The sequence below is a fragment of the Rhodoblastus sp. genome (genome assembly GCF_052145335.1).
GTDB lineage: Bacteria > Pseudomonadota > Alphaproteobacteria > Rhizobiales > Beijerinckiaceae > Rhodoblastus.
Window position 1 is genome coordinate 65,885 of record NZ_JBKQOU010000091.1, and the last position, 20,369, is coordinate 86,253.

The following is a 20,369-nucleotide window of genomic DNA, read 5'->3' on the forward strand; positions in this document are numbered from 1 at the left end:
AAATGCCCAAACCCAAGTTTGCCGAGGCGAGCGAAAAATGCGTTCCCGTCTGGCTCGCCGGCGCCAAAAAACTCGCGGCGTCGCTGAAGGAGCCGGGGAGTATTTCCGGCCTGCCGGCCGAAGCCCTGCGTTTCGCCGCCGCCATGTCCTTCGACCCGAAACCCGGTCGCCATTTCTGGTTCACGCAACAAGACGGCGCGCCGGGCGTGATCTTCTGTCTCGACGACGATCCCGCCGCCGACCCGTTCCAGCCCGGCGCCTTGGCTACCCTTCTGCCCGCCGGGGCCTATCGATGGATGAATAATCCCGAAAAGCCCGAACTCGCCGCTCTGGCCTTCCTGCTCGGCTCGCATTCCTTCACCCGCTACAAGGCTCCCCGCTCGCGCGCCGCCCTTGTCGCGCCAAAAAACGTCGATGCGGCGGCCATCGAATCGATCGCCTCCTGCGTCGCTTTCGCCCGCGACCTGATCGACACGCCAGCCAATGATCTTGGACCGGACGAACTGGAGGCGGCGGCGCTGGGTCTCGCCGCTGAATTCGGCGCCAAGGCGAAGGTTTTCCGCGGCAAGACCCTCGCGCGCGACTTCCCTTTGATCCATGCCGTCGGCAAGGGCTCGCCGCGCGAGCCGCGCCTGGTCGAATTGCGCTGGAACCCGAAGCGGGCGCGCAAAATGACCCTGGTCGGCAAGGGGGTATGTTTCGATTCGGGCGGCCTCGACATCAAGCCCGACAGCGCCATGGGCTTGATGAAAAAGGACATGGGCGGCGCGGCGACGGCTCTTGCGGCGGCGGCGATGATCATGGCGGCCGATCTCGACGTGGCGCTGCGGCTGCTGATCCCGATCGTCGAAAATTCGGTCTCCGGCGAGGCTTTCCGCCCCGGCGACGTCTATCCCAGCCGCAAGGGCCTGACCGTCGAAATAGGCAATACCGACGCCGAGGGGCGGCTGATCCTCGCCGACGCGCTGGCTTTGGCCGACGACGAGAAACCGGAGCTGCTGATCGATTTCGCCACTTTGACCGGCGCGGCGCGGGTGGCGCTGGGGCCGGACCTGCCGCCTTTCTACACCGACGACGACGCGCTCGCCGAAGCCATTTCCCGGCACGGGTTCGCGGTCAACGATCCGGTCTGGCGCCTGCCTTTGTGGAAGCCCTACGCGGCGAAGCTCGATGGCAAAACCGCCGATCTGAACAATGCGCCGGCGGGCGGCATGGCCGGCTCGATCACCGCCGCCCTGTTCCTGCGCCGCTTCGTTTCGCCGGGCGTCTCCTGGGCGCATTTCGATATTTACGGCTGGACGCCCACCGCCCGGCCGGGACGTCCCGAAGGCGGCGAGGCGCAGGCGGCGCGCCTGGTGTTCAGTCTGGCCAGCGAAAAGTTCGGGCGGGCAAAGCTTCGGTAACCCCAACCGGATAGGCTTCGAGCGAGCAAAAACGAGAGAGATTCATTGGACTACGACAAACGACTGACGCCGGCCCGCCCCGACCTCGCGGCGGAACATTTGCGCGACAGCGTCCAGGCCCAGGCCTATGCGCCCGGCCGCCGCATGCAGGTCCGCGCCTCTCATGTCGACCTGCGCCGCCGCCCTTCCGAGGACGCCGCCACCGACACCCAGGCGCTGCATGGCGAGACCCTGATCGTCTATGAGGAAAAAAACGGCTGGTGCTGGGGCCAGCTCGATCGCGACCGCTATGTCGGCTATATCGACGCCGACGCGCTTACTGAGGAAATCATCAAAACAAGTCATCGCGTGCGCGCCCGCCACACCATGATCTATTCGGCGCCGGACATCAAATCGCCGCCGCTCGACGCTCTGCCTTTTGCCGCGGAGGTTCATATCGTCGCTGAGAGCGGACCGTTTTCTCAGATCGCTTCCGGCGGTCATATTTATTCGCGCCATCTCGCGCCGCTCGACCGGCCCTTGCGCGATTTCGTCGGACTGGCCGAAATTTTTCTGCACACGCCCTATTTATGGGGCGGCAAGACCGATATCGGCATCGATTGCTCCGGCCTGACCCAGGTGGCGCTGGCGGCGGCCGGCATAGCTTCGCCGCGCGACACCGACATGATGGAGGCCGCGCTCGGCCGCCGCGCCGACGTCGACGAAAGGCTGCGCGGCTTGCGGCGCGGCGATCTGGTTTTCTGGCGCGGCCACGTCGGCATGATGCAGAACGAGGAAGTGCTGCTCCACGCCAACGCGCATCATATGGTTGTGTCCAGCGAGCCGCTTTCTGTGGTCTGCGACCGGGTGCGCTCGAACAACCTCGGCGAAATCACCTCGATCCGGCGGCTATGAGCCTGCTTGCACATGGTGGAAGAAAATTGATCAGGTCGGGGCGGTTTCACGCGGGATTGCAGACAGCGCCGAGACGTCGGTTCGGCGCCATGAGGTGAGGTTCTGGGATGGAGAAAAGAATCCCGATGGAGAAAAGAATCCGCGCCTTCGACAAAGAGCCGCCTTCTCAATCTGCCCAAGGTCGAACGTGTGTCCGGCTCCCGTCTCCACGCTACGGGGCAGAACTGGGCTTGTCAGGAGCGCTTGGCTTGTCAGGAGCGCTGGGGCTCTCTGCAATGCTGCGATATGCCGTCGCAGGCCAAGACAAAGCTCTCGGCAGGTCCGCTAAAACGCTCTCGGCGAATTGCGACGCGGGAGCGGTGCTCCAGTTTGCTTTGATCGTGGGCGCCAGCGTGACGCCGACGCCAACAAGATAAGCAATCACTAACAGGGTGATAAGCATGCGCATCGCAGCCTCCTCCACGGCGTTTCAGCCGAACTCGTAATGAACCCCTTGGACTCCGACGCCTTCGCAAAATGCCGGCGTTCATTCGATGCGCGACAGAATCGGAATATACTCACGGCTCCTTTCCAGATGAAACATCTGTGCAGCATTTTAGTTGCAACGAGAACGTGGCCTTAATCTCCGTTACAGACCGGCCTCGAATATACCGCCGCGCCGATCGTTTTCCGCTTCACGCGATGCGGGCAATGATGGACCGCCGTCCTATATAGCGAATGTGATTAGCCGATCGACGACAGCGCCGAGCCAACCGCCGAATTGAACCTGCAATGAAATACGTGAATTCGCTGCTTGCCTCCGACGAAACCATCCGTTTCAAAACGCGGCGGCATTGGCTCGTCTATGGCTACGCTATCTTCATGCTCGCATTGCTCGTCGCGAGTCTTGCGCTGCCCCAGAACCTCCACGGCGAAAAATTCGTCATCGCACTTTTCCTGGTCCCGCTCGCCGTCATAGCCGCTTTCTTCGGCTGGATTCGCCGAGTGGCGACGGTCATCGCCGTGACCAACCATCGCTTGATCTGCAAAAACGGCCTTATCTCTCGTCACACCGTCGAAATGAACCTCGACAAGATCGAGAGCGTCGACGTCGACCAATCCGCTCTCGGTCGCATTTTTGGCTTTGGGACCGTGACCATTCGGGGCGTGGGGACAACTATCGATCCAATCCGCGGCATCGCCGATCCGGTCGGACTTCGGCAGGCGGTGTTCGCTGCACCCTGACGCGCGACACTGCAAAAAGGTCCGTTGATTGCGCGACAGCCGCCGACGCGGCCTTTATGTCGCGGCGCCGCAATGGGACCTCAGCGCACTCAGCGGTCGCCCCACAGCGCGAAAAAGGGCTGTGGCGGCCCGTGGCCGGCGCCGATTTCGAGACTTTTCCCGGCAACCAGAGCCGCGCTCAAAAATTTCTTCGCGTCGGCGATGGCTTGCTTCAATTCGGCGCCCTGCCCGAGACGCGCGGCTATGGCGGCGGACAGCATGCAGCCGGTGCCGTGCGTATTGCGCGTATCCACCCGCGGCGCTGAAAATTCGGTGAAATCGGCGCCGTCATAGAGCAGGTCGAGCGCTTCGCCATCGGGCAGATGGCCGCCCTTGACCAGCACTGCCGGCGCGCCTAGCGCGTGAAGCCGTAACGCGATGGCGCGCATCTCGCCCGGATTTTCCGGCATGCGTCCGCCCGCCAGCAGCGCGCTTTCGATCAGATTGGGCGTCACCAGCCGGGTCAACGGAAACAGTTTTTCGCGCATCGGCGCCGCCAGTTTCGCGCCGCCGAGATTATGACCGCCGCTGGCGACCAGAACCGGATCGAACACAACGTTTTTTGCGGCGAATCGACGCAGTTGCGTGGCGATGGCCTCGACATTCTTCGTCGCGCCGATCATGCCGATCTTGACCGCATCGACATTGATGTCGGCGAAGATCGCTTCGATCTGCAGCGCGACGAAGTCGGCCGAGACGGCTTGAACCGCCTGGACGCCGAGCGTGTTCTGCGCCGTCAGCGCGCTCAAGGCCGCCATGCCATAACAGCCCAGCGCCGAAAAAGTCTTCAGGTCACCCTGCGCGCCGGCGCCGCCGGACGGGTCGGATCCGGCGATGGAAAGAATTTTGGCCAGGCCGGTCATGCGGGGGCTCCTTTAAAGCGCACGAAAGCTCGCAGACTTTTCCGCCAGGAACAAGTTCGCGCGAAACGACGCGCCTTTTTGCCGCAGCGGTTGCGAAAGGAGTATAAGAACCGGCGGAAGCAGGAAGCGAAAATGAACGTCCAGACCAGCGAAGCGGAACTAGCCCAGATTGTCGCCGGGCAGTGCCGCGATCCGTTCCGTATCCTCGGCCCGCAGAAGGCCGGCGACAGGACCGACCTGACGGTCTTCCTGCCCTTCGCCGTCAGCGTCAAAATCTTGGGCGGCGACCGCGAAATCGCCATGCAGCCGCGCGGAGACGGCGTCTTTTTCACCGCCGGCGTCGCCGGCCCCGAAGGGCTCGAACCTGGCGCCTATCGGCTGAAAGTCGATTGGGGTCACACCCAGCAAATCCTGGTCGACCCCTATGGTTTTGGCCCGCTGCTCAGCGATTACGACCTGTTCCTGTTCCGCCAGGGACGGCTGTTCCGCATGGCCGACAGTTTTGGCGCCAATTTACGCGAATTCGGCGGCGAAAAAGGCGCGCTGTTCGCCGTCTGGGCGCCGGACGCGCATAGCGTGTCGGTGGTCGGCGATTTCAACGGCTGGAACCCCTGCCGCCATCCCATGCGGCTGCGCATCGAAGCCGGCGTGTGGGAATTGTTCCTGCCCGGCGTCGAGGCGGGAGCGCGCTACAAATTCGCCATCACCGGCTATGGCGGCAAAAAATTGCCGTGGAAGGCCGATCCGCTGGCCAAACTCGCCGAGCCCGCGCCTCTGACCGCCTCGATCGTCGCAGCGCCGCCGCAGGAAAAATGGACCGACGCGGACTGGCTGGAAAGCCGCGCCAAAAACCAGGCGCCGGACGCGCCGCTGAGTTTCTACGAGGTCCATATCGAATCCTGGCTGCGCGGCCAGCACGATTGCCCGCTGTCCTGGGACGGCGCGATCGAGCGCCTCATCCCTTACGTGGTCGAGCTGGGTTTCACCCATATCGAGATGATGCCGATCATGGAGCATCCTTTTGGCGGCTCCTGGGGCTATCAGCCGCTCGGCCTGTTCGCGCCGACCTCGCGGCTTGGAGGGCCGGACGATTTCGCCCGTTTCGTCAACGCCTGCCACGCGGCGGGGATCGGCGTGGCGCTCGACTGGGTGCCCGGCCATTTTCCCAATGACGAATACGGCCTCGTCGCTTTCGACGGCAATCCGCTCTATGAACATGCCGATCCGCGCGAGGGTTTCCATCGCGACTGGAACACCCTGATTTATAATTACGGCCGCCACGAGGTCCGCAATTTCCTGATCGCCAGCGCGCTCTACTGGATCGAGACTTTCCATGTCGACGCTCTGCGCGTCGACGCCGTCGCCTCCATGCTCTACCGCGATTATTCGCGCGAGGCGGGCGAATGGACGCCCAATATTCACGGCGGCCGCGAAAATCTCGAAGCCATCGCTTTTTTGCGCGAGATGAATGGCGTGCTTGCCGAGCGCTGTCCCGGCGCCATCACCATAGCCGAGGAATCCACCGCCTTTCCCGGGGTGACGCAAAAGGTGGAGCACGGCGGCCTCGGCTTCCATTACAAATGGAACATGGGCTGGATGAACGACACCTTGCGCTTTTTCCAGCGCGACCCCGTCCATCGCCACTGGCATCTCGACGATATACTTTTCGGCCTCTGCTACGCATTTTCGGAAAAATTCGTGCTGCCGCTGTCGCATGATGAAGCGGTGCACGGCAAAGGCGCGCTGGTCGCCAAATTGCCGGGCGACGATTGGCGCCGTCACGCGCAATTGCGCCTGCTTTACGGGCTGATGTGGACGCATCCCGGCAAGAAGCTTTTGTTCATGGGCGGCGAACTGGCGCAGGACAGCGAATGGAATCACGACGCGCCCTTTCCCTGGCCGCATCCGTTCAATGAGCTGAAGAACGGCGTGCGCAAGTGGGTGCGCGACCTGAACGCGCTTTACCGCGATTTCGCGCCGATGCATCGCCTCGACGCGTCTCCTGAGGGCTTTTCCTGGATCGTCGCCGACGACCGCGAGAACTGCGTCGTCGCTTTCCGCCGCTCGACGGGCGCGCGCGAAAATGACCTGGTCGTGGTGCTGAATTTCACCCCGGCGCCGCGCGAAAATTATGTCCTTGGCGTTCCTTTTCAGGGCGCTTGGCGAGAGGTGCTGAATTCCGACGCGGAAATCTATGGCGGCTCCGGCATGGGCAATCTCGGCGGCGGCAAAACCGCGGAGGTTTCCGCGCATGGCGAGGCGCAAAGCGTGGCGCTGACTCTGCCGCCGTTTGGCGTCGTGGTCATTTCCCCGGATGGTTGATTCTTGCCTGTTCGACTAAGGCCACGGAGCTAAAACTAATTCGCCAGCTCGAAAGTTGGCAACGCCTATTCGCATCTCTTTAGCTCGGCAGTGCTCAAACATAACAGAGAACAAGCGCGCGTGATTCCGAACGGGCTATAACGGAGTTCCTTGGGGTAGTTATGATGAAAGCGCTCAGAGCAGGATAACCGCGAGACGCCCAAATTTACGGCCGCAAGGACCTCCGGTTCCAGCAAATCCCCAGTGCCCTAATTACCATTGTAATGAAGGCGCAGACTGAGCCCGTTTCCCGTTGGCGGCATCGGGAAAGGCGCGGAGGCGCGGATGGCGGCCAAAGCGGCGGTGTCCAGTTCGCGTGATCCGCTCGACTTGAGAATACGCGCGCCGATAAGACTGCCGCCGAAATCGACATCGAAGGCGATCTCGCCCACCGTGTGCGCGCGACCGGCCGCGACGTTCGGCTTATGCATGTGAGAAGTCACCATGCCATAGACGATCGAAAGATAGGTCGAAGCCGCGTTCCCCCCGGCAATGGGCGTGTATGTGGAGGCGGGAGCGAAACTATAATCTGGCGTGGCGGCAAAGGCCGTCGTCGGTTGCTGCGCCGCCGTCTGTTGTTTTTCCGGCTTGGGCGCGGCCTTTTCCGCTTTCGTCTGTTCCGGCTTATCGGGATGCTGCTCCTCGGCGGCGTTGAGGGGCTCCCCGTCAGGGCGATCGTCTTTCAATTTAGGGGCCGAGGCCTCCACGTTCTTGTAGTCGCTGGTCTTTTCCGCCGTCGGGGCCGGTTCGCCCGGCGGCGTCTTGTCGGCGGGCTTGGGTTCCGGATTAGCCTCCGGAGCATGCGTAACCTTGTCCTCCGAATCTCTTTTGACTTTTTCTTCATTGGGAGCGCGCGGCGCGTCCGTGGCCGGCTTCTCGTCGAAGGGCGTTTGTTCGGCCTGTTTTTTTTCGGCCTTGGGCGGGGCCGGCTCCGGCTCTTTGGGGGGCGGCGGCTCGACGATGACTTCGACAGGAATTTCCTGTTCATCCGGCGCCAAATTGTCTGGAACGCCCTGGTGGATCAAAAACCCGATCGGGATCGCATGCAATAGAAAGCAGAGCGCGAGAATGAGCGTAGCGCGGCGTTTGTCAGCCTGGATCGACGGCTGTGGAGCCTCAATCAGACGTTCATCGGAAGGCGCTGTTAAAATCATGGGCAAATGTTCTTGACGATCGATCACGCGGCTGACCAACGGGACTTGCGCGGCCATGCCCCGTTCCGCCTCCATATAGCAGATATCGTCCGGATGGAATTCCGATCCTACACCGGCAGCCAGTAAGCCGCCGCCATCGCCCCGGCTATGGCCGACAGGAACAGCAGGGCGTCATGCGCCGCCAGCATTCCGCGAGACGGATTGGCCCTGGCGTAAAGCCGCAGCGAGGCGCCGGCGGTGGCGAAGCTCCAGCCGATAGCGACGACGATCAAAGCGGAAGCGAAACGCCAGTAGTCGTTGGCCGCGCTCTCGATGGCCCAGGCGACGGCGATCAGCGCCAGTCCCAGCGCCGCCGTGGCCAGGGCGCCGAGGCGGCGGGCGAAGAAGCCCGTGAAAAAGGCTGGCGCATACATCGCGACGACATGCCAGGAAATGGCGCTGAACACGATGGGCGCGCCAATGCCGCAACCGGCCATGGCGCCGGGCGCCGCGACCATCGCCGCGGTCATGCCGAACCAGGCGAGAGCGGCGATCAGGCTCGGCCCGATGAAGGCCCGCCAGTTTGGCTGCGCTTGCGCTGTGGCGAAATGATGCGGCAGCACCGGCGCGCGGGCAGTGGCGAATACCGCCAGCGCCAGCACCAGAACCTGGGTCAAGGCGGCGGCGAGCGCCGTGGCGGCGAAAAGCGAGGCGGGCGCGATGCGCGCCACCTGATAGGCGAGAGCCGGGCCGGCGAGGCCCGCCAGCGCGCCCGAGCCGAACACGATCAGCGCCGCACGGGCGCGGCTGGTTCCGGTCGCGCCGAGCGCCGCCTCGTGGCGGTAGAACAGCGAAAAACCTTGCGCGACGCCGAGCCAGAAGGCGCCGAGGCAGAAGGGCGCGAACAGGTTGACCGTCAAGGCCCAGGCCATTATCAGCCCGCCAGCGACGCCGAGGCTGGCGCCCAAAGCCAGGGCCGCGCGGCGGCCGAAGGCGTCCAGCAGGAAAGAAGCGGGAAAAGTCGCGGTGGCCGCGCCAAGCAGCATGGCGATGTAAGGCGCGGCCATATAATGCGGGTTGGGCGCCAGCAGCCGTCCCGCCAGCGGCAATACCCCGAGCGCAAGGCTTTGCGACAGCACCGACAGAGCGAAACCGGCGGCCAGCGTCGCCACGCCCGGACTCCAGCGATCGCTGTCGAGCGCCAACCCGGGCGTTGGAGCGCCGGGCGGGCAGAAACAGGCCAGCCGGCCCGCGCGGGCGAGACTGGCAGTGGAATCGGCCGGCTCATTCCCCGCCGTCGGGACGCGAGGATCGAGCACGGTCATTTCTTGATTTCGAGATTGCCGGCTTGCAGATCGTCGTCCTGGAGATCGTCGTCTTGCAGGACGCGATAGGCGGCGCCGTCGAGATCCTCATATTGATTGCGCTTGAGCGACCAGAACAGGCCGTAGAGCGCAAGCAGGCCGAGCGCCAGCGCGGCGGGAATGAGAAAGACCAGAACATTCATGACGCCAGCCTGCTCAATCGGGGCGCGCCCGCGCCCTCTCCCTTTGCGTCCTTGGGCGCCAGATTGGCGCTTTTGCCGGGTCCGCGCAAGCGCAGCGCGTTGATCGTCACCAGAATCGACGATCCCGACATGGCCAGGGCGGCGAAAAGCGGCGAAGCATGGCCCGACATGGCCACCGGGACGGCAATCGTATTATAGCCTATGGCCAAAGCCAGATTCTGCCGCATCAGCGCCCGCGCGCGCCGGGCGATTTCCAGCGCCGCCGCGACCGGCGCCAGTCGTTCGCCGAGAAACACCGCGTCGGCCTGGGTCTGGGTCAGATGAACCGCGTCGATCGGCGAGAGCGAGGCATAGGCGGCGGCGAGCGCCGGCGCGTCATTGAGGCCGTCGCCGACCATCAACACACGGGCGCCCTGCGCCTTCAGGTCCTCGATGAAGGCGATCTTGTCCGCGGGCTTTTGGCCCCCGCGCCAGTCCGTGACGCCAAGATGCGCCGCGATCGGCGCTACCGCCTCCGGACGGTCTCCCGAGAGGATGAAAATCTTGAATTTCTTCTTGCGCAGACCGGCGACCACCTCGGCGGCGTCGGGGCGCAGCGTCTGGCGGATCAGCATCCTCGCCCAGCGCTCCCCTTTGCGAACGAAAATCGAGCTGGCTTCGTCGGGGCCCGCCCCCCCTTCGACGCCACAGAAAGCGGCGGAGCCGAGCCGGACTTCGCCGTCATCGAACGGCGCGGCGACGCCCTGCCCCGGCGTCTCGCGCGCGTCGGGCAGCGGCGCGCTGGCGCCGACCGATCTGGCCAGGGCCAATGCCAGGGGATGATGGCTGGAGCGCGCCAGCCTTGCCGCGAGTTCGAGCAGGTCCGGCGCAATTTCCTGCGCGTTGGCGACGCGGGGCTCCGGCAGGGTCAGCGTGCCGGTCTTGTCGAAGACGATCGCGTCGACCTCGCCGAGTTTTTCCAGTCCGGTGGCGTCATTAAGGAACAGGCTGGAGCGGAAAAAGGCGCCCGAGGCCATGGCCTGAACCGTCGGCACGGCCAGCGCGAGAGCGCAGGGACAGGTGATGATCAGCACGGAAATGGCGGTGACCAGCGCGTCATGGGCGGAGGCGCCCAGAGCCAGCCAGACCAGTCCGGTGGCCAGAGCGGTCAGATGCACGGCGGGAGCGTAGAGCCGCGACACCCGGTCGGACAGCCGCATGTAGCGCGAGCGCGCGGCGCTAGCCGCTTCGATCAGCCGCGCCGCCTCGTCGATCAGGGCGGCATGGCCCGCCGCCGTCACGCGCAAGGTCAACGCCCCCTCGGCGTTGATCGAGCCGGCATAGGCCATGTCGCCGACGCCGACCTTTTTACCGGTGGTTTCGCCGGTAATCGCGCTCTCGTCCAAGGCGGATGAGCCCTGTTCAATCTCGCCGTCGGCCGGAATGCGTTCGCCGGCGCGCACCAGCACCCGGTCGCCCGCCGCCAGCGCCGCCACCGGCACCAGAACCAGCTTTTCCTCTTCGGCGCCGGATTCGAAACGCAGGGCGTTCTCGCCTTTCAGCGCCGCCAGATTCCCCGCCGCCGCACGGGTTTTGCGCCGCATCGCCTGATCCATCACGCGTCCGGCGAGCAGAAAGGTCAGCAACATGATCGCCGAATCGAAATAGGCGTGCAGAGCGTGATGCTCGGTCTCGTAGACGGACAGCGCCAAGGCGAGGAAAACGCCGATGGTGATCGGCACGTCCATGTTGAGGCGGCCCTGCCGCAAGGCGGTCCAGGCGCTGATGTAGAAAGGCTGGCCGGCGTAGGCGGCCGCCGGCAAGGCGATGAGCGCCGAGAGCAAATGGAAGAAATCGCGCGTTTCCGGCGTCATGCTTTCCGCTTCGCCCGACCATACCGAGATCGACAGCAGCATGATGTTCATCGCCGCGAAAACGGCGACGCCGAGGCATTTCAGCAGCAGGGAAAAGCGCGCGGCCTCGTCGGCCTCGACCTTGCGCTGCTCGAAAGGATAGGCGCGATAGCCGATCGCCTCCAGCGCGCCGGTGAGCGCGCCGCTGTCGATGCGCGCGGCGTCGAACGTCACGGCGAGGCGGTGGCTGGTGAGATTGAGCCGCGCCAGAATAACCCCCGGCAGGCGTTTCATCGCCGTTTCGATATCGTCAAGACAGGCGGCGCAGGTGATGCCGTCTATCGCCAGGTCGAGCCGCGAGCGCCCTTCCTTGTCGGTCTTGACGAAATGCGAATAGTCCGGGGTGGCGGCCATCGCCTCACTCGATGGTCAGTGAATTACGCGAGCGGAATTGCCGCTCGCCATTGCGCTTGAGGTTCAACTCGACATCCCAGCGCCCCGGCGGCAATTCGGCTGCGCCGGAATAAATGCCATCGGCGACGGCGCCGGCGACGATTTCGCGGTCGAACTTGCTGGTCGCCGGATAGAAGAAATGCATCGACACATCGAGGCCGGTCACCGGCTGCCCAGCCTTGTCCTTGACCGTCGCCGTCAATTGCGTCGCCGATCCGCCCGGCGTCCGCGTGAGTTCGACGCTCCAGCCGAGCGCCGCCTGGGCCTTGGCGGCGGCGATCTCGCTGTTGTAGGCGAGGCCGGTGTCGTAGGGATTGTTGGTGTCGAGGCCGCTGAAGGTTTTGATCGCCTGGCGGGCCATGATGAAATTGGCGAGCAGCATCACGCCGAAAAACGCCGCGAGCATAGCCAGCACCGTGCGCCCGGTCAGAGGCCGGCCACCCGGCCGGTAGTCGCTTTCCTCTTTCATCTCTACTCAAACCTTCGGTTCGTTCAGGGGCTCTTGAAGAAATCCACCTTTTTGGCGACCTCGCCCGTTGTGACGTCGGTCAGGACGATCTGGATCGTCGTGCTTTGCGGCAATTGTATGCCGTCCGGTATGGTGACGAGAGCGCGCAACTCAAGCGTCTGATCGGCTCCCACAGTGATCGGAACGGAGCCGTCAGCGTCATCCGGATGGCCCTGGACTTCGATTTTGCCTTGCGGCAGGCCGGCCAGCGACAATTTGAAATCGCGGGTCGCGCCCTTCTGGTTGAGGATGCGCACCGTATAGGCGTTGCGGATCGAGCCGTCCGACAAGGCGACGTAAATCGGATTGCGGTCGTGCATCACGTCGACGCCGAGGCTGCGCCGGGTCGCCAGGGTGAAGCCCATCAGGGCGGCGACGCCGACGATCAGGACCATATAGACGATGGTGCGGGCGCGAAAGATTTTCGGCTTCAGCGCGGGCAGGCCGATGCTGCGGCGGCGGATGTTTTCGTCGGTGTCATAGGCGATCAGGCGCGTCGGCTTGCCGATCTTGGTCATCACATTGTCGCAGGCGTCGATGCACAGGCCGCATTGGATGCAGCCCATGTTCAGGCCCCCGCGAATGTCGACGCCAGTGGGACAGACCGCGACGCACTGGCCGCAATCGACGCAGTCGCCCGCCGGCTTGCCGGCGGCGCGCAGCGCCTTGTTCTTCTTCATGGAGCCGCGCGGTTCGCCGCGATCGGTCCGATAGGTGACGTTGAGCGCCCATTCGTCGGTCAGCGCCGCCTGGATGCGCGGCCAGGGACACATGTAGACGCAGACCTGTTCGCGGGCGAAACCGGCGAGCAGATAGGTCGAGGCGGTCAGGATCAAAACCCAGATATAGGCCTGCGCCGGAGCCTGGAAGGTCGCCAATTGCTTCACCAGGGTCGGCGCGTCGGCGAAATACAGCACCCAGGCGCCGCCGGTCCACCAGGCGATCATCAGCCACAGCGAATGTTTGAGGATCGCCTCGACGATTGTTTCGAGATTTTGCGGCTGCTTGGCCTTTTTCATGCGGTCGCGGCGGTCGCCCTGCGTCCAGCGCTCGATCAGCAGGAAAAGATCGGTCCACACGGTCTGCGGACAGAGATAGCCGCACCAGATGCGCCCGGCCACGGCGTTCATCAGGAACAAAGTGAACGACGCGAGGATCAAAAGGCCGGTGAGGTAATAGACTTCCTGCGGCCAGATGGTGATGCCGAAGAAGAAGAATCTTTGATGCGCCAGGTCGACCAGCACCGCCTGCGCCGGTTGCTCCGGCCCGCGATCCCAGCGCACGAAGGGCAAGAAATAATAGACGAGCATGCCGACGACGAGCAAAGCCCATTTGATGTTGCGGAATGTGCCAGAGACGCTTTGCGGATAGATCTGCTTGCGCGTTTCGTAAAGCTCGTCGCTCGCCGCCGCGGCGACGTCGGTTTTCGGCTTGGGCGCTAGCCCCGGAATTGCGCTCATCGTGTCATCTCGAATGGTGCTACGGGGCGAATGGCTCGTCAGCGAAGGGCTCGTCGGCGAAGGCTCGGCTGCGCCATAAACGAGCGTCCCGCGCCCCGGCATGATACGCTCTTTCCGCTCTTATAAGCCGAAGCGGGCCGTCCGAGTCGATCTTTTTTTGCGTGGTTTGTCGCGGCGCAAGCGGCGCACGTTTCGGCGCATTTTTCCGGCGTTTTCATGCCGGCAAATGGGCGCGCGTCGCTTTTGGGCCGACGACGCCTTTGAGGATCGCCGCCTCAGGCGGGAGCCGATGATTCCGTCGGCCGCGGTCGCATAGTCTATCGCGACCGATCTTGAGAAAGCGGCGACGCCGGACGGAGGGAAACCCAGCCGTCCGGCGCGCCCGTTTTTCGAAGCTTACTGACCGCCGCCCAGCGAATGGACGAAGATGGTGAGCGATTTGATCGTGGCGGGATCGAGCTTTTCGCCCCAGGCCGGCATATGACCGCCGCGACCGTTGGTCACGGTCTCGACGATGGTCTCCTTGTCGCCGCCGTAGAGCCAGATCTTCGTCGTCAGGTTCGGCGCGCCGACTTCCGAATTGCCCTTGGCGTTGTCGCCATGACAAGGCGAACAATTCTCCGCGAAGATCTTCTTGCCGGCGGCGACGCCGGCGCCGGCGGCGGCCGGGTTCGACAGCGAAACCACATAATCGGCGACGGCGTTGATCTGGTCCTTGGTCAGGACGCCGGATTTGCCGAAGTCGGGCATGTTGCCTTCGTGGCCGTTGGCGTCGCCGGAGCGCGCGCCATGGGTAATGGTGGCGCTGATCTGGTCGAGGGAGCCGCCCCACAACCAGCGGTCGGCGTTGAGGTTGGGATAGCCCTTCGAACCCTGGCCGCCGGAACCGTGGCAGGGCGCGCAATTATTGCCGAATGCCGACCGGCCGTAAGCGCGGGCGAATTCCGCCAGTTTGGGATCGGCGTCGATCTGCTGAAGGGTGGCCTTGTTCAGCTGGTCCACGATGCCGGCGCGCTGAGTCGCGAGATCGGCGAGATCCTGCTTCACGGCGCCGCGCGACGACCAGCCCAGTATGCCCTGGGTGTGGCCGCCGGGCAACGGGATGGCCGGATAGAGAACCCAGTAACCGACGGCCCAGATGATGGTGGCGTAGAGCACATATAGCCACCATTTCGGAAGCGGCGTGTTCAATTCCTTGATGCCGTCCCATGCGTGGCCCGTGGTAGCCGTACCCGTGGCCGCGTCAATATCTTGATGCGTGTTGTCAACCATCGTTCAATCCTCGTTCAGCGGCAGACGGGCGGCCTCATCGAAGCTCTTCTTTTTGGACGGCCACAGCGCAAAGGCGACAACGCCCGCGAATGCGATGATGACCGAAAACAGACTCACTATTTTCAGCGGTCCCAGAATGGCTTCGATGTCCATTTCGCCCCCTTTAGCGCAAATCGGCCTTGTCATTGTAGAGTTTGAAATCGACCGTGGTGCCAAGCATTTGCAGATAGGCCACCAGGGCGTCCTGTTCTGTCACGCCGATGTCGCCGCCGAGGCTCGCGTGAGCGACGGCTTTGGGATAGCGCTTGGCGAGATCGGCCGCCGACGGATCGTCGGGGTTGAGCTGCGCCTTGATGTCGGCGTCCGCCTTGGCGATCATTTCCGGCGTATAGGGCACGCCTTCGAGCGCCAGGACCGACATGTCCTCCTGGATATGCTTGTAGTCGAGCGCTGATTCGGCGAGGAAGCCGTAGCGCGGCATGACCGAGCCAGGGACGACCGAACGCGGATTGGTCAGATGGCCGCGCTGCCAATCGTCGGAATATTTGCCGCCGACGCGGGCGAGGTCCGGGCCGGTGCGCTTGGAGCCCCACTGGAACGGATGGTCATATTTCGACTCCGCCGCCAACGAGTAATGGCCGTAGCGCTCCACTTCGTCGCGCAGCGAGCGGATCATCTGCGAATGGCAGAGATAGCAGCCCTCGCGGACGTAGATGTTGCGCCCCGCCAGTTCGAGCGGCGTATAAGGCCGCACGCCGTCGACGGTTTCGATCGTGCTCTTCAGGTAAAAGAGCGGCGCGATTTCCACCAGACCGCCGATGGCGACGACCAAGAGGATGCCGACGACCAGGACGATCGAATTCTTCTCAAAGATCGCGTGTTTGTTCCAAAGTGACATTGTCAAACTCCTCACTCGGCCGGCGCGAGCGCGGGATTGATTTCGGGGGCCCCCGCCTCTTCAGGCGAAGCGATGGTCTTGTAGAAGTTGAAGGCCATGATCAGGGAGCCGACCAGGAACAGGCCGCCGCCGATCGCACGGATCACATAGAAGGGATGCATGGCCTCGACGGTTTCGATGAAGGAATATTCCAGGAACCCGTTCGAAGTATAGGCGCGCCACATCAGACCCTGCAGGATGCCCGACACCCACATCGCGGTAATGTAGAGAACGATGCCGATGGTCGCGATCCAGAAGTGCCAGTTCACCAGCTTCAGCGAATAGAGCCGGCGGTTGAACACCCAGGGGATCAGGCAGTAGAGCGCGCCGAAGGAGACGAAGCCTACCCAGCCGAGAGCGCCGGAATGAACGTGGCCGATGGTCCAGTCGGTATAGTGCGACAGCGAATTGACCACTTTGATCGACATCAGTGGGCCTTCGAAGGTCGACATGCCGTAGAAGGCGACCGACACGACCAGCATGCGCAGCACGGGATCGGTGCGCAGCTTGTCCCACGCGCCCGCCAGAGTGAGCAGGCCATTGATCATGCCGCCCCATGAAGGCATCCACAGCATGATAGAGAAGGTCATGCCCAGCGTCTGCGCCCAGTCCGGCAAAGCCGTATAGTGCAAATGATGCGGGCCGGCCCAGATGTACATGAAGATCAAGGCCCAGAAGTGGATGATCGACAGGCGGTAGGAATAGATCGGACGTTCCGCGCGCTTGGGCACGAAATAATACATGATGGCGAGGAAGCCGGCGGTCAGGAAGAAGCCCACCGCGTTATGGCCGTACCACCACTGGAACATCGCGTCCTGCACGCCGGACCAAACGATGTAGGACTTTGGCGAGAAGATCGAAATCGGAACCGAGGCGTTGTTGCCCAGGTGCAGCATGGCGATGGTGATGATCATCGCCAGGGTGAACCAGTTGGCGACGAAAATGTGGGGCTCCTTGCGCTTCCACAAGGTCGCCAGGAACACCAGCAGGTAAACCACCCAGACGATGGTCAGCCAGAGGTCGGAATACCATTCCGGCTCGGCGTATTCCTTGCCCTGGGTGATGCCGAGCAGGTAGCCCGTGCCGGCGATGACAATGAACAGGTTGAAGCCGAGAACGACGAACCAGGGAGCAAGATCGCCGGCCAGACGCGCGCGGCAGGTGCGCTGCACGACATAAAGCGAGGTCGCCAGCAGGACATTGCCGCCGAAGGCGAAAATCACCGCCGAAGTGTGCAGCGGGCGCAACCGGCCGAAATTGATCCAGGGCAGGCCCATGGACAGATCGGGAAAGGCCAGCTCCAGGGCGATGATCAGGCCGACGAGGAAGCCGGCGATGCCCCAGAACACGGCGGCGAGGCTGGCGAACTGAATAGGCCCGTAATTATAGTTGGGCTTGCCGTTGATTTCCTGCGGAATGACCGCGGGACGAAGCGTGTGGCGCTTGAAGATGAAGAAGGCCGAGCCCAGACCCGCCAGGGCGAACACGAACATGTGGAACGCATAGGGGGCCGTATAGGCCTTCGATGCGATGAATAAAGCCAGAAACGCGCCGAGGAGCGACAGGACGATCCCCGACAGCTCTCCGAAGCTTAATGACTTGCCGCCTTGCGGCGGCGCCGCGACTGAATTTGCTTGCGCCATGTTTTCGCCCCAATGAAATCGCGCCGGCGCATTCGAAAACGCCGACTCGCCATTGGGCGGACCATCGCCCGCCCCTACAACGCTTTCATTGACTCATGTCAATTCAAGCACCTGAACGCATGATTAGCGGAAAAAAAGTTTTTAGGCGATAGGGCGACGGCCGATCTGCGTAATACTTGCGACCATTGGAGGCGCCGCAATGGCGCCACGGTTTTGGCGGGTTTTCGCCGCTGTCGTCGGCCGCTATTGGTCGAAAACCGAAGCTTCGCGCCCTCTCCCTCCCTTGATTCTTCGGGCAAACGCGGCCCAGTCTGTGATTGCTTTTTACGGCGGCGCTGCCGTCTTGGAAAAGGCGGAATGACCGCCCCGGTCAAGGTGCGACGACTTGAATGCCGAAAGCTGGTCCGGGGGAGGGCCGCTGCTGCAGCGCGGACGCGGCACATCGTTCGATTTCTGCCGCTCCGAACGGCGTCTAAGACAATATGATGAGGGAGCGAGAGGGCGCAGGCGCTGCTCGAAGAGCTCAACCTCGACGGATCGCCGGGTTGATCAAGCGCGCGGCCGCCAGCCGCACCGTGCTGATGGTCGAGAATGATCTTAAACTGGCGGCGCCTGCTGATCTACCCTTCCGACGTTCATGCCCTTGCCTTCGGACGCGGCGTGATGGGCGAAATAGCCGCGAAGTTCAGGCTTTCGCTCTGACCGCGGGCACGTCGCGCCGCAGGGGGCCGGGATAGGCGGCGACGGCGCGCGCGATCAGCTTTTTTTCCTGGCTGTGGATGACCCACCAGCCGATGGCCACGCCGATGACGGCGAGGCCCAGCGCGATCTTGCCCAGGGGCCCGGCGACATGTTCGAAAGCATCGCCGAAGGCATAGCCGCCAAGGCCGAAAACCAGCGCCCAGATCACGCCGCCGGAGGCGTTGTAGAACGTGAAAAGCCCCCAGCCATAGCGATTCACGCCGGCGAGAAAAGCGGCGAAAATCCGCAGCAGCGCGACGAAACGTCCGAAAAACACAATTTTCGCGCCGTGATGCTCGAACAGATACTGCCCAAGCTTGATCCGGTCGTCGGTGAGGCCCAGCTTGGCGCCGTGACGCAGCAGCAACGGCAAGCCGAAACGCCGTCCGGCCCAGAAACCGACGTTGTCGCCGAGAATGGCGCCGGCGGCGGCCAGGGCGATGATCCATTTGATGTCGAGTTCGCCCGTCGCGCCGGCATAGAGCGCGGCCAGCACCAGCGCGGTTTCGCCGGGCAGCGGAATGCCGGAACTTTCCAACGCGACAATGCAGAAAACCGCCAGATAACCATGCTGGGCGATCAAGGGTCTTATCATGTCGATGAGCATTGGCGTCCTGGTGGCGTCACTTCGAAAAATGCGAATGAGTCGAACCCGATAGGATGCGACGCCAAAAAAAGATAGCGGAAAAAAGTTGCGTTCTTGTTGGCGATAGCAAGTTCAGGACGTGACGGCGCCGCGTTTGACCAGCCCTACCGGCCCCGGCAAGGCTGCCTTGGCCATTTCAATCAATTGCGCCTCGTGCTTGCGGTAATAGAACCAGAAAAACACCATCAGGCCGAGCGCGGCGACAAGCCCCGTCATGCCGAGGGGACCGGCGATCTTGTGGAAATCCTGGCCGAGAAAATAGCCGCCGAGGCCAAACAGACTGGCCCAGACGATGCCGCCGGCCGCGTTGAACATGAAAAAACGCCCGGGCGCCAACTTGTTGGCCCCGGCCAGAACGGCGGCGAAAGCGCGCAGCACCGCGATAAAGCGGCCAAAAAACACGATGGCGCCGCCAAAGCGCATGAACATATATTGCCCCAGCTTGAGCTTGTCCTCAGTCAGGCCGATGCGCCCGCCATGCTTGACCAGGAGTCTCAGGCCGAATTCGCGCCCGACCCAGAAGCCGATATTGTCGCCGAATATCGCGCCAGCGGCCGCCAGCCCGATGATTTCGACGATCGACCCTTCATGCGTCCGGCCGGCGAGGATTGCGGCCGTGATCAATATCGTCTCGCCCGGCAGCGGAATGCCGGTGCTTTCCAGCGCCACCAGCGCGAAGACTGCCCAGGGACCATATTGAACAATCAAGGAATGGAGATGCGGCACAGGGCCCTCGCTTTGGTCAAGGACCTATATTGAGCAAAGGACCGTTTTTGGCGAGAGCGCCGCCGGAAGACCATTTCCGACGAAAAGGCCGCGATCTGAAAAAGGCGCCTCCAAACAAATTGCCGGACCCCGAGGATGTTCCAACCAAACATCCTCGGGATCCGGCAAAGTGCCGGCGCTAAACGCCGCCGTCACGGGCTCAGTTGCAGAGCCCCTTTAAAACCGGTTGGTTTCGCATGACCGCAGCGCACTGGCCCGACCAGCGAATTTTGCCATCGACGACCGCTCTTTCCCCGGCAATATCCCAAGGGACGTCCTGAGCGACGTCCTGAGCGACGTCTCGAGCATTGTCCCAAGCCCCTTCGAGCGCCACCTGGACCACATGCCGCAACCCGGCGAGGATCGGCGTTTGGTTGCGAAACATGCCCTTTTCGAGACTTTTCCGCCGCCCTGGACTAGCCTTGCGATCATAATCCGCCACCAAGCGCGCAACAAAAGCGCCGGACGACAGACCGGCCCGCTGCGCTGCGATGGCGACTCGCTTCTCCAAGGGGCCGCCGATGCAGGCCAAGGCCGCGGCCGCGACATGTTCGTTGGCGCAAGAGCGGAACAATTCATTCGATCGCATGAATTTCTCCGTTTTCGAGAATAAACTGCGCCAAGCCGGCTCAAACCGTCTGGCCAAGGACGCCTCGCCAAAGGCAGCCCCAACATTGTCTGGGAACTT

Annotated in this window: 20 protein-coding genes; 4 read left to right on the forward strand and 16 right to left on the reverse strand. The window is 63.1% G+C overall.

Annotated features, from left to right (window positions below):
• Window positions 1-2: 2 nt before the first annotated feature.
• Together ACLP2E_RS06710 and ACLP2E_RS06715 are read left to right on the forward strand one after the other, a co-directional pair.
• Window positions 3-1,403: a leucyl aminopeptidase family protein gene (locus ACLP2E_RS06710; protein WP_442463419.1), complete on the forward strand. Its 1,401-nt coding sequence runs from the start codon at window positions 3-5 to the stop codon at window positions 1,401-1,403.
• Between the two features lie 45 nt (window positions 1,404-1,448).
• Entirely contained in the window at window positions 1,449-2,297 is an 849-nt protein-coding gene (locus ACLP2E_RS06715) for a C40 family peptidase (RefSeq protein WP_442463418.1), read from the forward strand.
• Between the two features lie 211 nt (window positions 2,298-2,508).
• On the opposite strand, the gene ACLP2E_RS06720 is transcribed toward ACLP2E_RS06715, so the two are convergent.
• Together ACLP2E_RS06720 and ACLP2E_RS06725 are read right to left on the reverse strand one after the other, a co-directional pair.
• On the reverse strand, window positions 2,509-2,745 hold the full coding sequence (locus ACLP2E_RS06720) for a hypothetical protein (RefSeq protein ID WP_442463417.1): 237 nt from the start codon (window positions 2,743-2,745) through the stop codon (window positions 2,509-2,511).
• Between the two features lie 275 nt (window positions 2,746-3,020).
• Window positions 3,021-3,395, reverse strand: a complete 375-nt coding sequence (locus tag ACLP2E_RS06725) for a hypothetical protein (RefSeq protein WP_442465501.1) — start codon at window positions 3,393-3,395, stop codon at window positions 3,021-3,023.
• Between ACLP2E_RS06725 and ACLP2E_RS06730 the strand changes: the two genes are divergently transcribed.
• Window positions 3,300-3,521, forward strand: coding sequence for a PH domain-containing protein (locus tag ACLP2E_RS06730; protein ID WP_442465500.1), 222 nt, complete (start codon window positions 3,300-3,302; stop codon window positions 3,519-3,521). The two genes, ACLP2E_RS06725 and ACLP2E_RS06730, sit on opposite strands and share 96 nt — an antisense overlap.
• Before the next feature lie 89 nt (window positions 3,522-3,610).
• Here the strand turns inward: ACLP2E_RS06730 and thiD are convergent, their stop codons facing one another.
• Window positions 3,611-4,423 carry a bifunctional hydroxymethylpyrimidine kinase/phosphomethylpyrimidine kinase gene (gene thiD, locus ACLP2E_RS06735; protein WP_442463416.1) on the reverse strand — a complete coding sequence of 271 codons (813 nt, stop codon included), beginning with the start codon at window positions 4,421-4,423 and terminating at the stop codon, window positions 3,611-3,613.
• A gap of 132 nt (window positions 4,424-4,555) precedes the next feature.
• On the opposite strand from thiD, the gene glgB reads away from it, so the two are divergent.
• On the forward strand, window positions 4,556-6,745 hold the full coding sequence (gene glgB, locus ACLP2E_RS06740) for a 1,4-alpha-glucan branching protein GlgB (protein WP_442465475.1): 2,190 nt from the start codon (window positions 4,556-4,558) through the stop codon (window positions 6,743-6,745).
• Window positions 6,746-6,993: 248 nt separating this feature from the next.
• On the opposite strand, the gene ACLP2E_RS06745 is transcribed toward glgB, so the two are convergent.
• The 13 genes from ACLP2E_RS06745 to ACLP2E_RS06805 form a co-directional block, all read right to left on the reverse strand.
• Window positions 6,994-7,995, reverse strand: a complete 1,002-nt coding sequence (locus ACLP2E_RS06745) for a TonB family protein (RefSeq protein ID WP_442465476.1) — start codon at window positions 7,993-7,995, stop codon at window positions 6,994-6,996.
• 50 nt (window positions 7,996-8,045) lie between these two features.
• Window positions 8,046-9,242, reverse strand: a complete 1,197-nt coding sequence (locus tag ACLP2E_RS06750) for a hypothetical protein (protein ID WP_442463413.1) — start codon at window positions 9,240-9,242, stop codon at window positions 8,046-8,048.
• On the reverse strand, window positions 9,239-9,424 hold the full coding sequence (ccoS, locus tag ACLP2E_RS06755; protein WP_442463412.1) for a cbb3-type cytochrome oxidase assembly protein CcoS: 186 nt from the start codon (window positions 9,422-9,424) through the stop codon (window positions 9,239-9,241). The genes ACLP2E_RS06750 and ccoS overlap by 4 nt, the downstream gene beginning before the upstream one ends.
• Window positions 9,421-11,670, reverse strand: coding sequence for a heavy metal translocating P-type ATPase (locus tag ACLP2E_RS06760; protein ID WP_442465477.1), 2,250 nt, complete (start codon window positions 11,668-11,670; stop codon window positions 9,421-9,423). The genes ccoS and ACLP2E_RS06760 overlap by 4 nt, the downstream gene beginning before the upstream one ends.
• A gap of 4 nt (window positions 11,671-11,674) precedes the next feature.
• Window positions 11,675-12,178 carry a FixH family protein gene (locus tag ACLP2E_RS06765; protein WP_442465478.1) on the reverse strand — a complete coding sequence of 168 codons (504 nt, stop codon included), beginning with the start codon at window positions 12,176-12,178 and terminating at the stop codon, window positions 11,675-11,677.
• A gap of 23 nt (window positions 12,179-12,201) precedes the next feature.
• Window positions 12,202-13,677, reverse strand: a complete 1,476-nt coding sequence (ccoG, locus tag ACLP2E_RS06770) for a cytochrome c oxidase accessory protein CcoG (protein ID WP_442463409.1) — start codon at window positions 13,675-13,677, stop codon at window positions 12,202-12,204.
• A gap of 396 nt (window positions 13,678-14,073) precedes the next feature.
• Window positions 14,074-14,949, reverse strand: a complete 876-nt coding sequence (gene ccoP / locus ACLP2E_RS06775; protein ID WP_442465479.1) for a cytochrome-c oxidase, cbb3-type subunit III — start codon at window positions 14,947-14,949, stop codon at window positions 14,074-14,076.
• 3 nt (window positions 14,950-14,952) lie between these two features.
• The gene (locus ACLP2E_RS06780) at window positions 14,953-15,102 is read right to left on the reverse strand and encodes a cbb3-type cytochrome oxidase subunit 3 (protein WP_442463407.1); all 150 of its coding nucleotides are present in this window, start codon (window positions 15,100-15,102) and stop codon (window positions 14,953-14,955) included.
• A gap of 10 nt (window positions 15,103-15,112) precedes the next feature.
• Complete coding sequence (gene ccoO, locus ACLP2E_RS06785; RefSeq protein WP_442463406.1) at window positions 15,113-15,847, reverse strand: cytochrome-c oxidase, cbb3-type subunit II; 735 nt, start codon at window positions 15,845-15,847, stop codon at window positions 15,113-15,115.
• Between the two features lie 11 nt (window positions 15,848-15,858).
• Window positions 15,859-17,529, reverse strand: a complete 1,671-nt coding sequence (ccoN, locus tag ACLP2E_RS06790) for a cytochrome-c oxidase, cbb3-type subunit I (RefSeq protein ID WP_442465480.1) — start codon at window positions 17,527-17,529, stop codon at window positions 15,859-15,861.
• A gap of 685 nt (window positions 17,530-18,214) precedes the next feature.
• The gene (locus tag ACLP2E_RS06795) at window positions 18,215-18,877 is read right to left on the reverse strand and encodes a DedA family protein (RefSeq protein WP_442465481.1); all 663 of its coding nucleotides are present in this window, start codon (window positions 18,875-18,877) and stop codon (window positions 18,215-18,217) included.
• 111 nt (window positions 18,878-18,988) lie between these two features.
• The gene (locus tag ACLP2E_RS06800) at window positions 18,989-19,642 is read right to left on the reverse strand and encodes a DedA family protein (RefSeq protein ID WP_442463757.1); all 654 of its coding nucleotides are present in this window, start codon (window positions 19,640-19,642) and stop codon (window positions 18,989-18,991) included.
• A 199-nt stretch (window positions 19,643-19,841) separates the two neighbouring features.
• Window positions 19,842-20,270 (reverse strand): hypothetical protein, encoded by a 429-nt coding sequence (locus tag ACLP2E_RS06805; RefSeq protein ID WP_442465482.1) that lies wholly within the window; start codon window positions 20,268-20,270, stop codon window positions 19,842-19,844.
• Window positions 20,271-20,369 lie beyond the last annotated feature (99 nt).

What these genes read in the sequence shown, in the direction of transcription:
- ACLP2E_RS06710 (WP_442463419.1), top strand. Translation starts at nt 3, where the DNA reads ATGCCCAAACCCAAGTTTGCCGAGGCGAGCGAAAAATGCGTTCCCGTC.
- ACLP2E_RS06720 (WP_442463417.1), bottom strand. Translation starts at nt 2,745, where the DNA reads ATGCGCATGCTTATCACCCTGTTAGTGATTGCTTATCTTGTTGGCGTC.
- thiD (WP_442463416.1), bottom strand. Translation starts at nt 4,423, where the DNA reads ATGACCGGCCTGGCCAAAATTCTTTCCATCGCCGGATCCGACCCGTCC.
- glgB (WP_442465475.1), top strand. Translation starts at nt 4,556, where the DNA reads ATGAACGTCCAGACCAGCGAAGCGGAACTAGCCCAGATTGTCGCCGGG.
- ACLP2E_RS06745 (WP_442465476.1), bottom strand. Translation starts at nt 7,995, where the DNA reads ATGGCCGCGCAAGTCCCGTTGGTCAGCCGCGTGATCGATCGTCAAGAA.
- ACLP2E_RS06750 (WP_442463413.1), bottom strand. Translation starts at nt 9,242, where the DNA reads ATGACCGTGCTCGATCCTCGCGTCCCGACGGCGGGGAATGAGCCGGCC.
- ccoS (WP_442463412.1), bottom strand. Translation starts at nt 9,424, where the DNA reads ATGAATGTTCTGGTCTTTCTCATTCCCGCCGCGCTGGCGCTCGGCCTG.
- ACLP2E_RS06760 (WP_442465477.1), bottom strand. Translation starts at nt 11,670, where the DNA reads ATGGCCGCCACCCCGGACTATTCGCATTTCGTCAAGACCGACAAGGAA.
- ACLP2E_RS06765 (WP_442465478.1), bottom strand. Translation starts at nt 12,178, where the DNA reads ATGAAAGAGGAAAGCGACTACCGGCCGGGTGGCCGGCCTCTGACCGGG.
- ccoG (WP_442463409.1), bottom strand. Translation starts at nt 13,677, where the DNA reads ATGAGCGCAATTCCGGGGCTAGCGCCCAAGCCGAAAACCGACGTCGCC.
- ccoP (WP_442465479.1), bottom strand. Translation starts at nt 14,949, where the DNA reads ATGGTTGACAACACGCATCAAGATATTGACGCGGCCACGGGTACGGCT.
- ACLP2E_RS06780 (WP_442463407.1), bottom strand. Translation starts at nt 15,102, where the DNA reads ATGGACATCGAAGCCATTCTGGGACCGCTGAAAATAGTGAGTCTGTTT.
- ccoO (WP_442463406.1), bottom strand. Translation starts at nt 15,847, where the DNA reads ATGTCACTTTGGAACAAACACGCGATCTTTGAGAAGAATTCGATCGTC.
- ccoN (WP_442465480.1), bottom strand. Translation starts at nt 17,529, where the DNA reads ATGGCGCAAGCAAATTCAGTCGCGGCGCCGCCGCAAGGCGGCAAGTCA.
- ACLP2E_RS06795 (WP_442465481.1), bottom strand. Translation starts at nt 18,877, where the DNA reads ATGCTCATCGACATGATAAGACCCTTGATCGCCCAGCATGGTTATCTG.
- ACLP2E_RS06805 (WP_442465482.1), bottom strand. Translation starts at nt 20,270, where the DNA reads ATGCGATCGAATGAATTGTTCCGCTCTTGCGCCAACGAACATGTCGCG.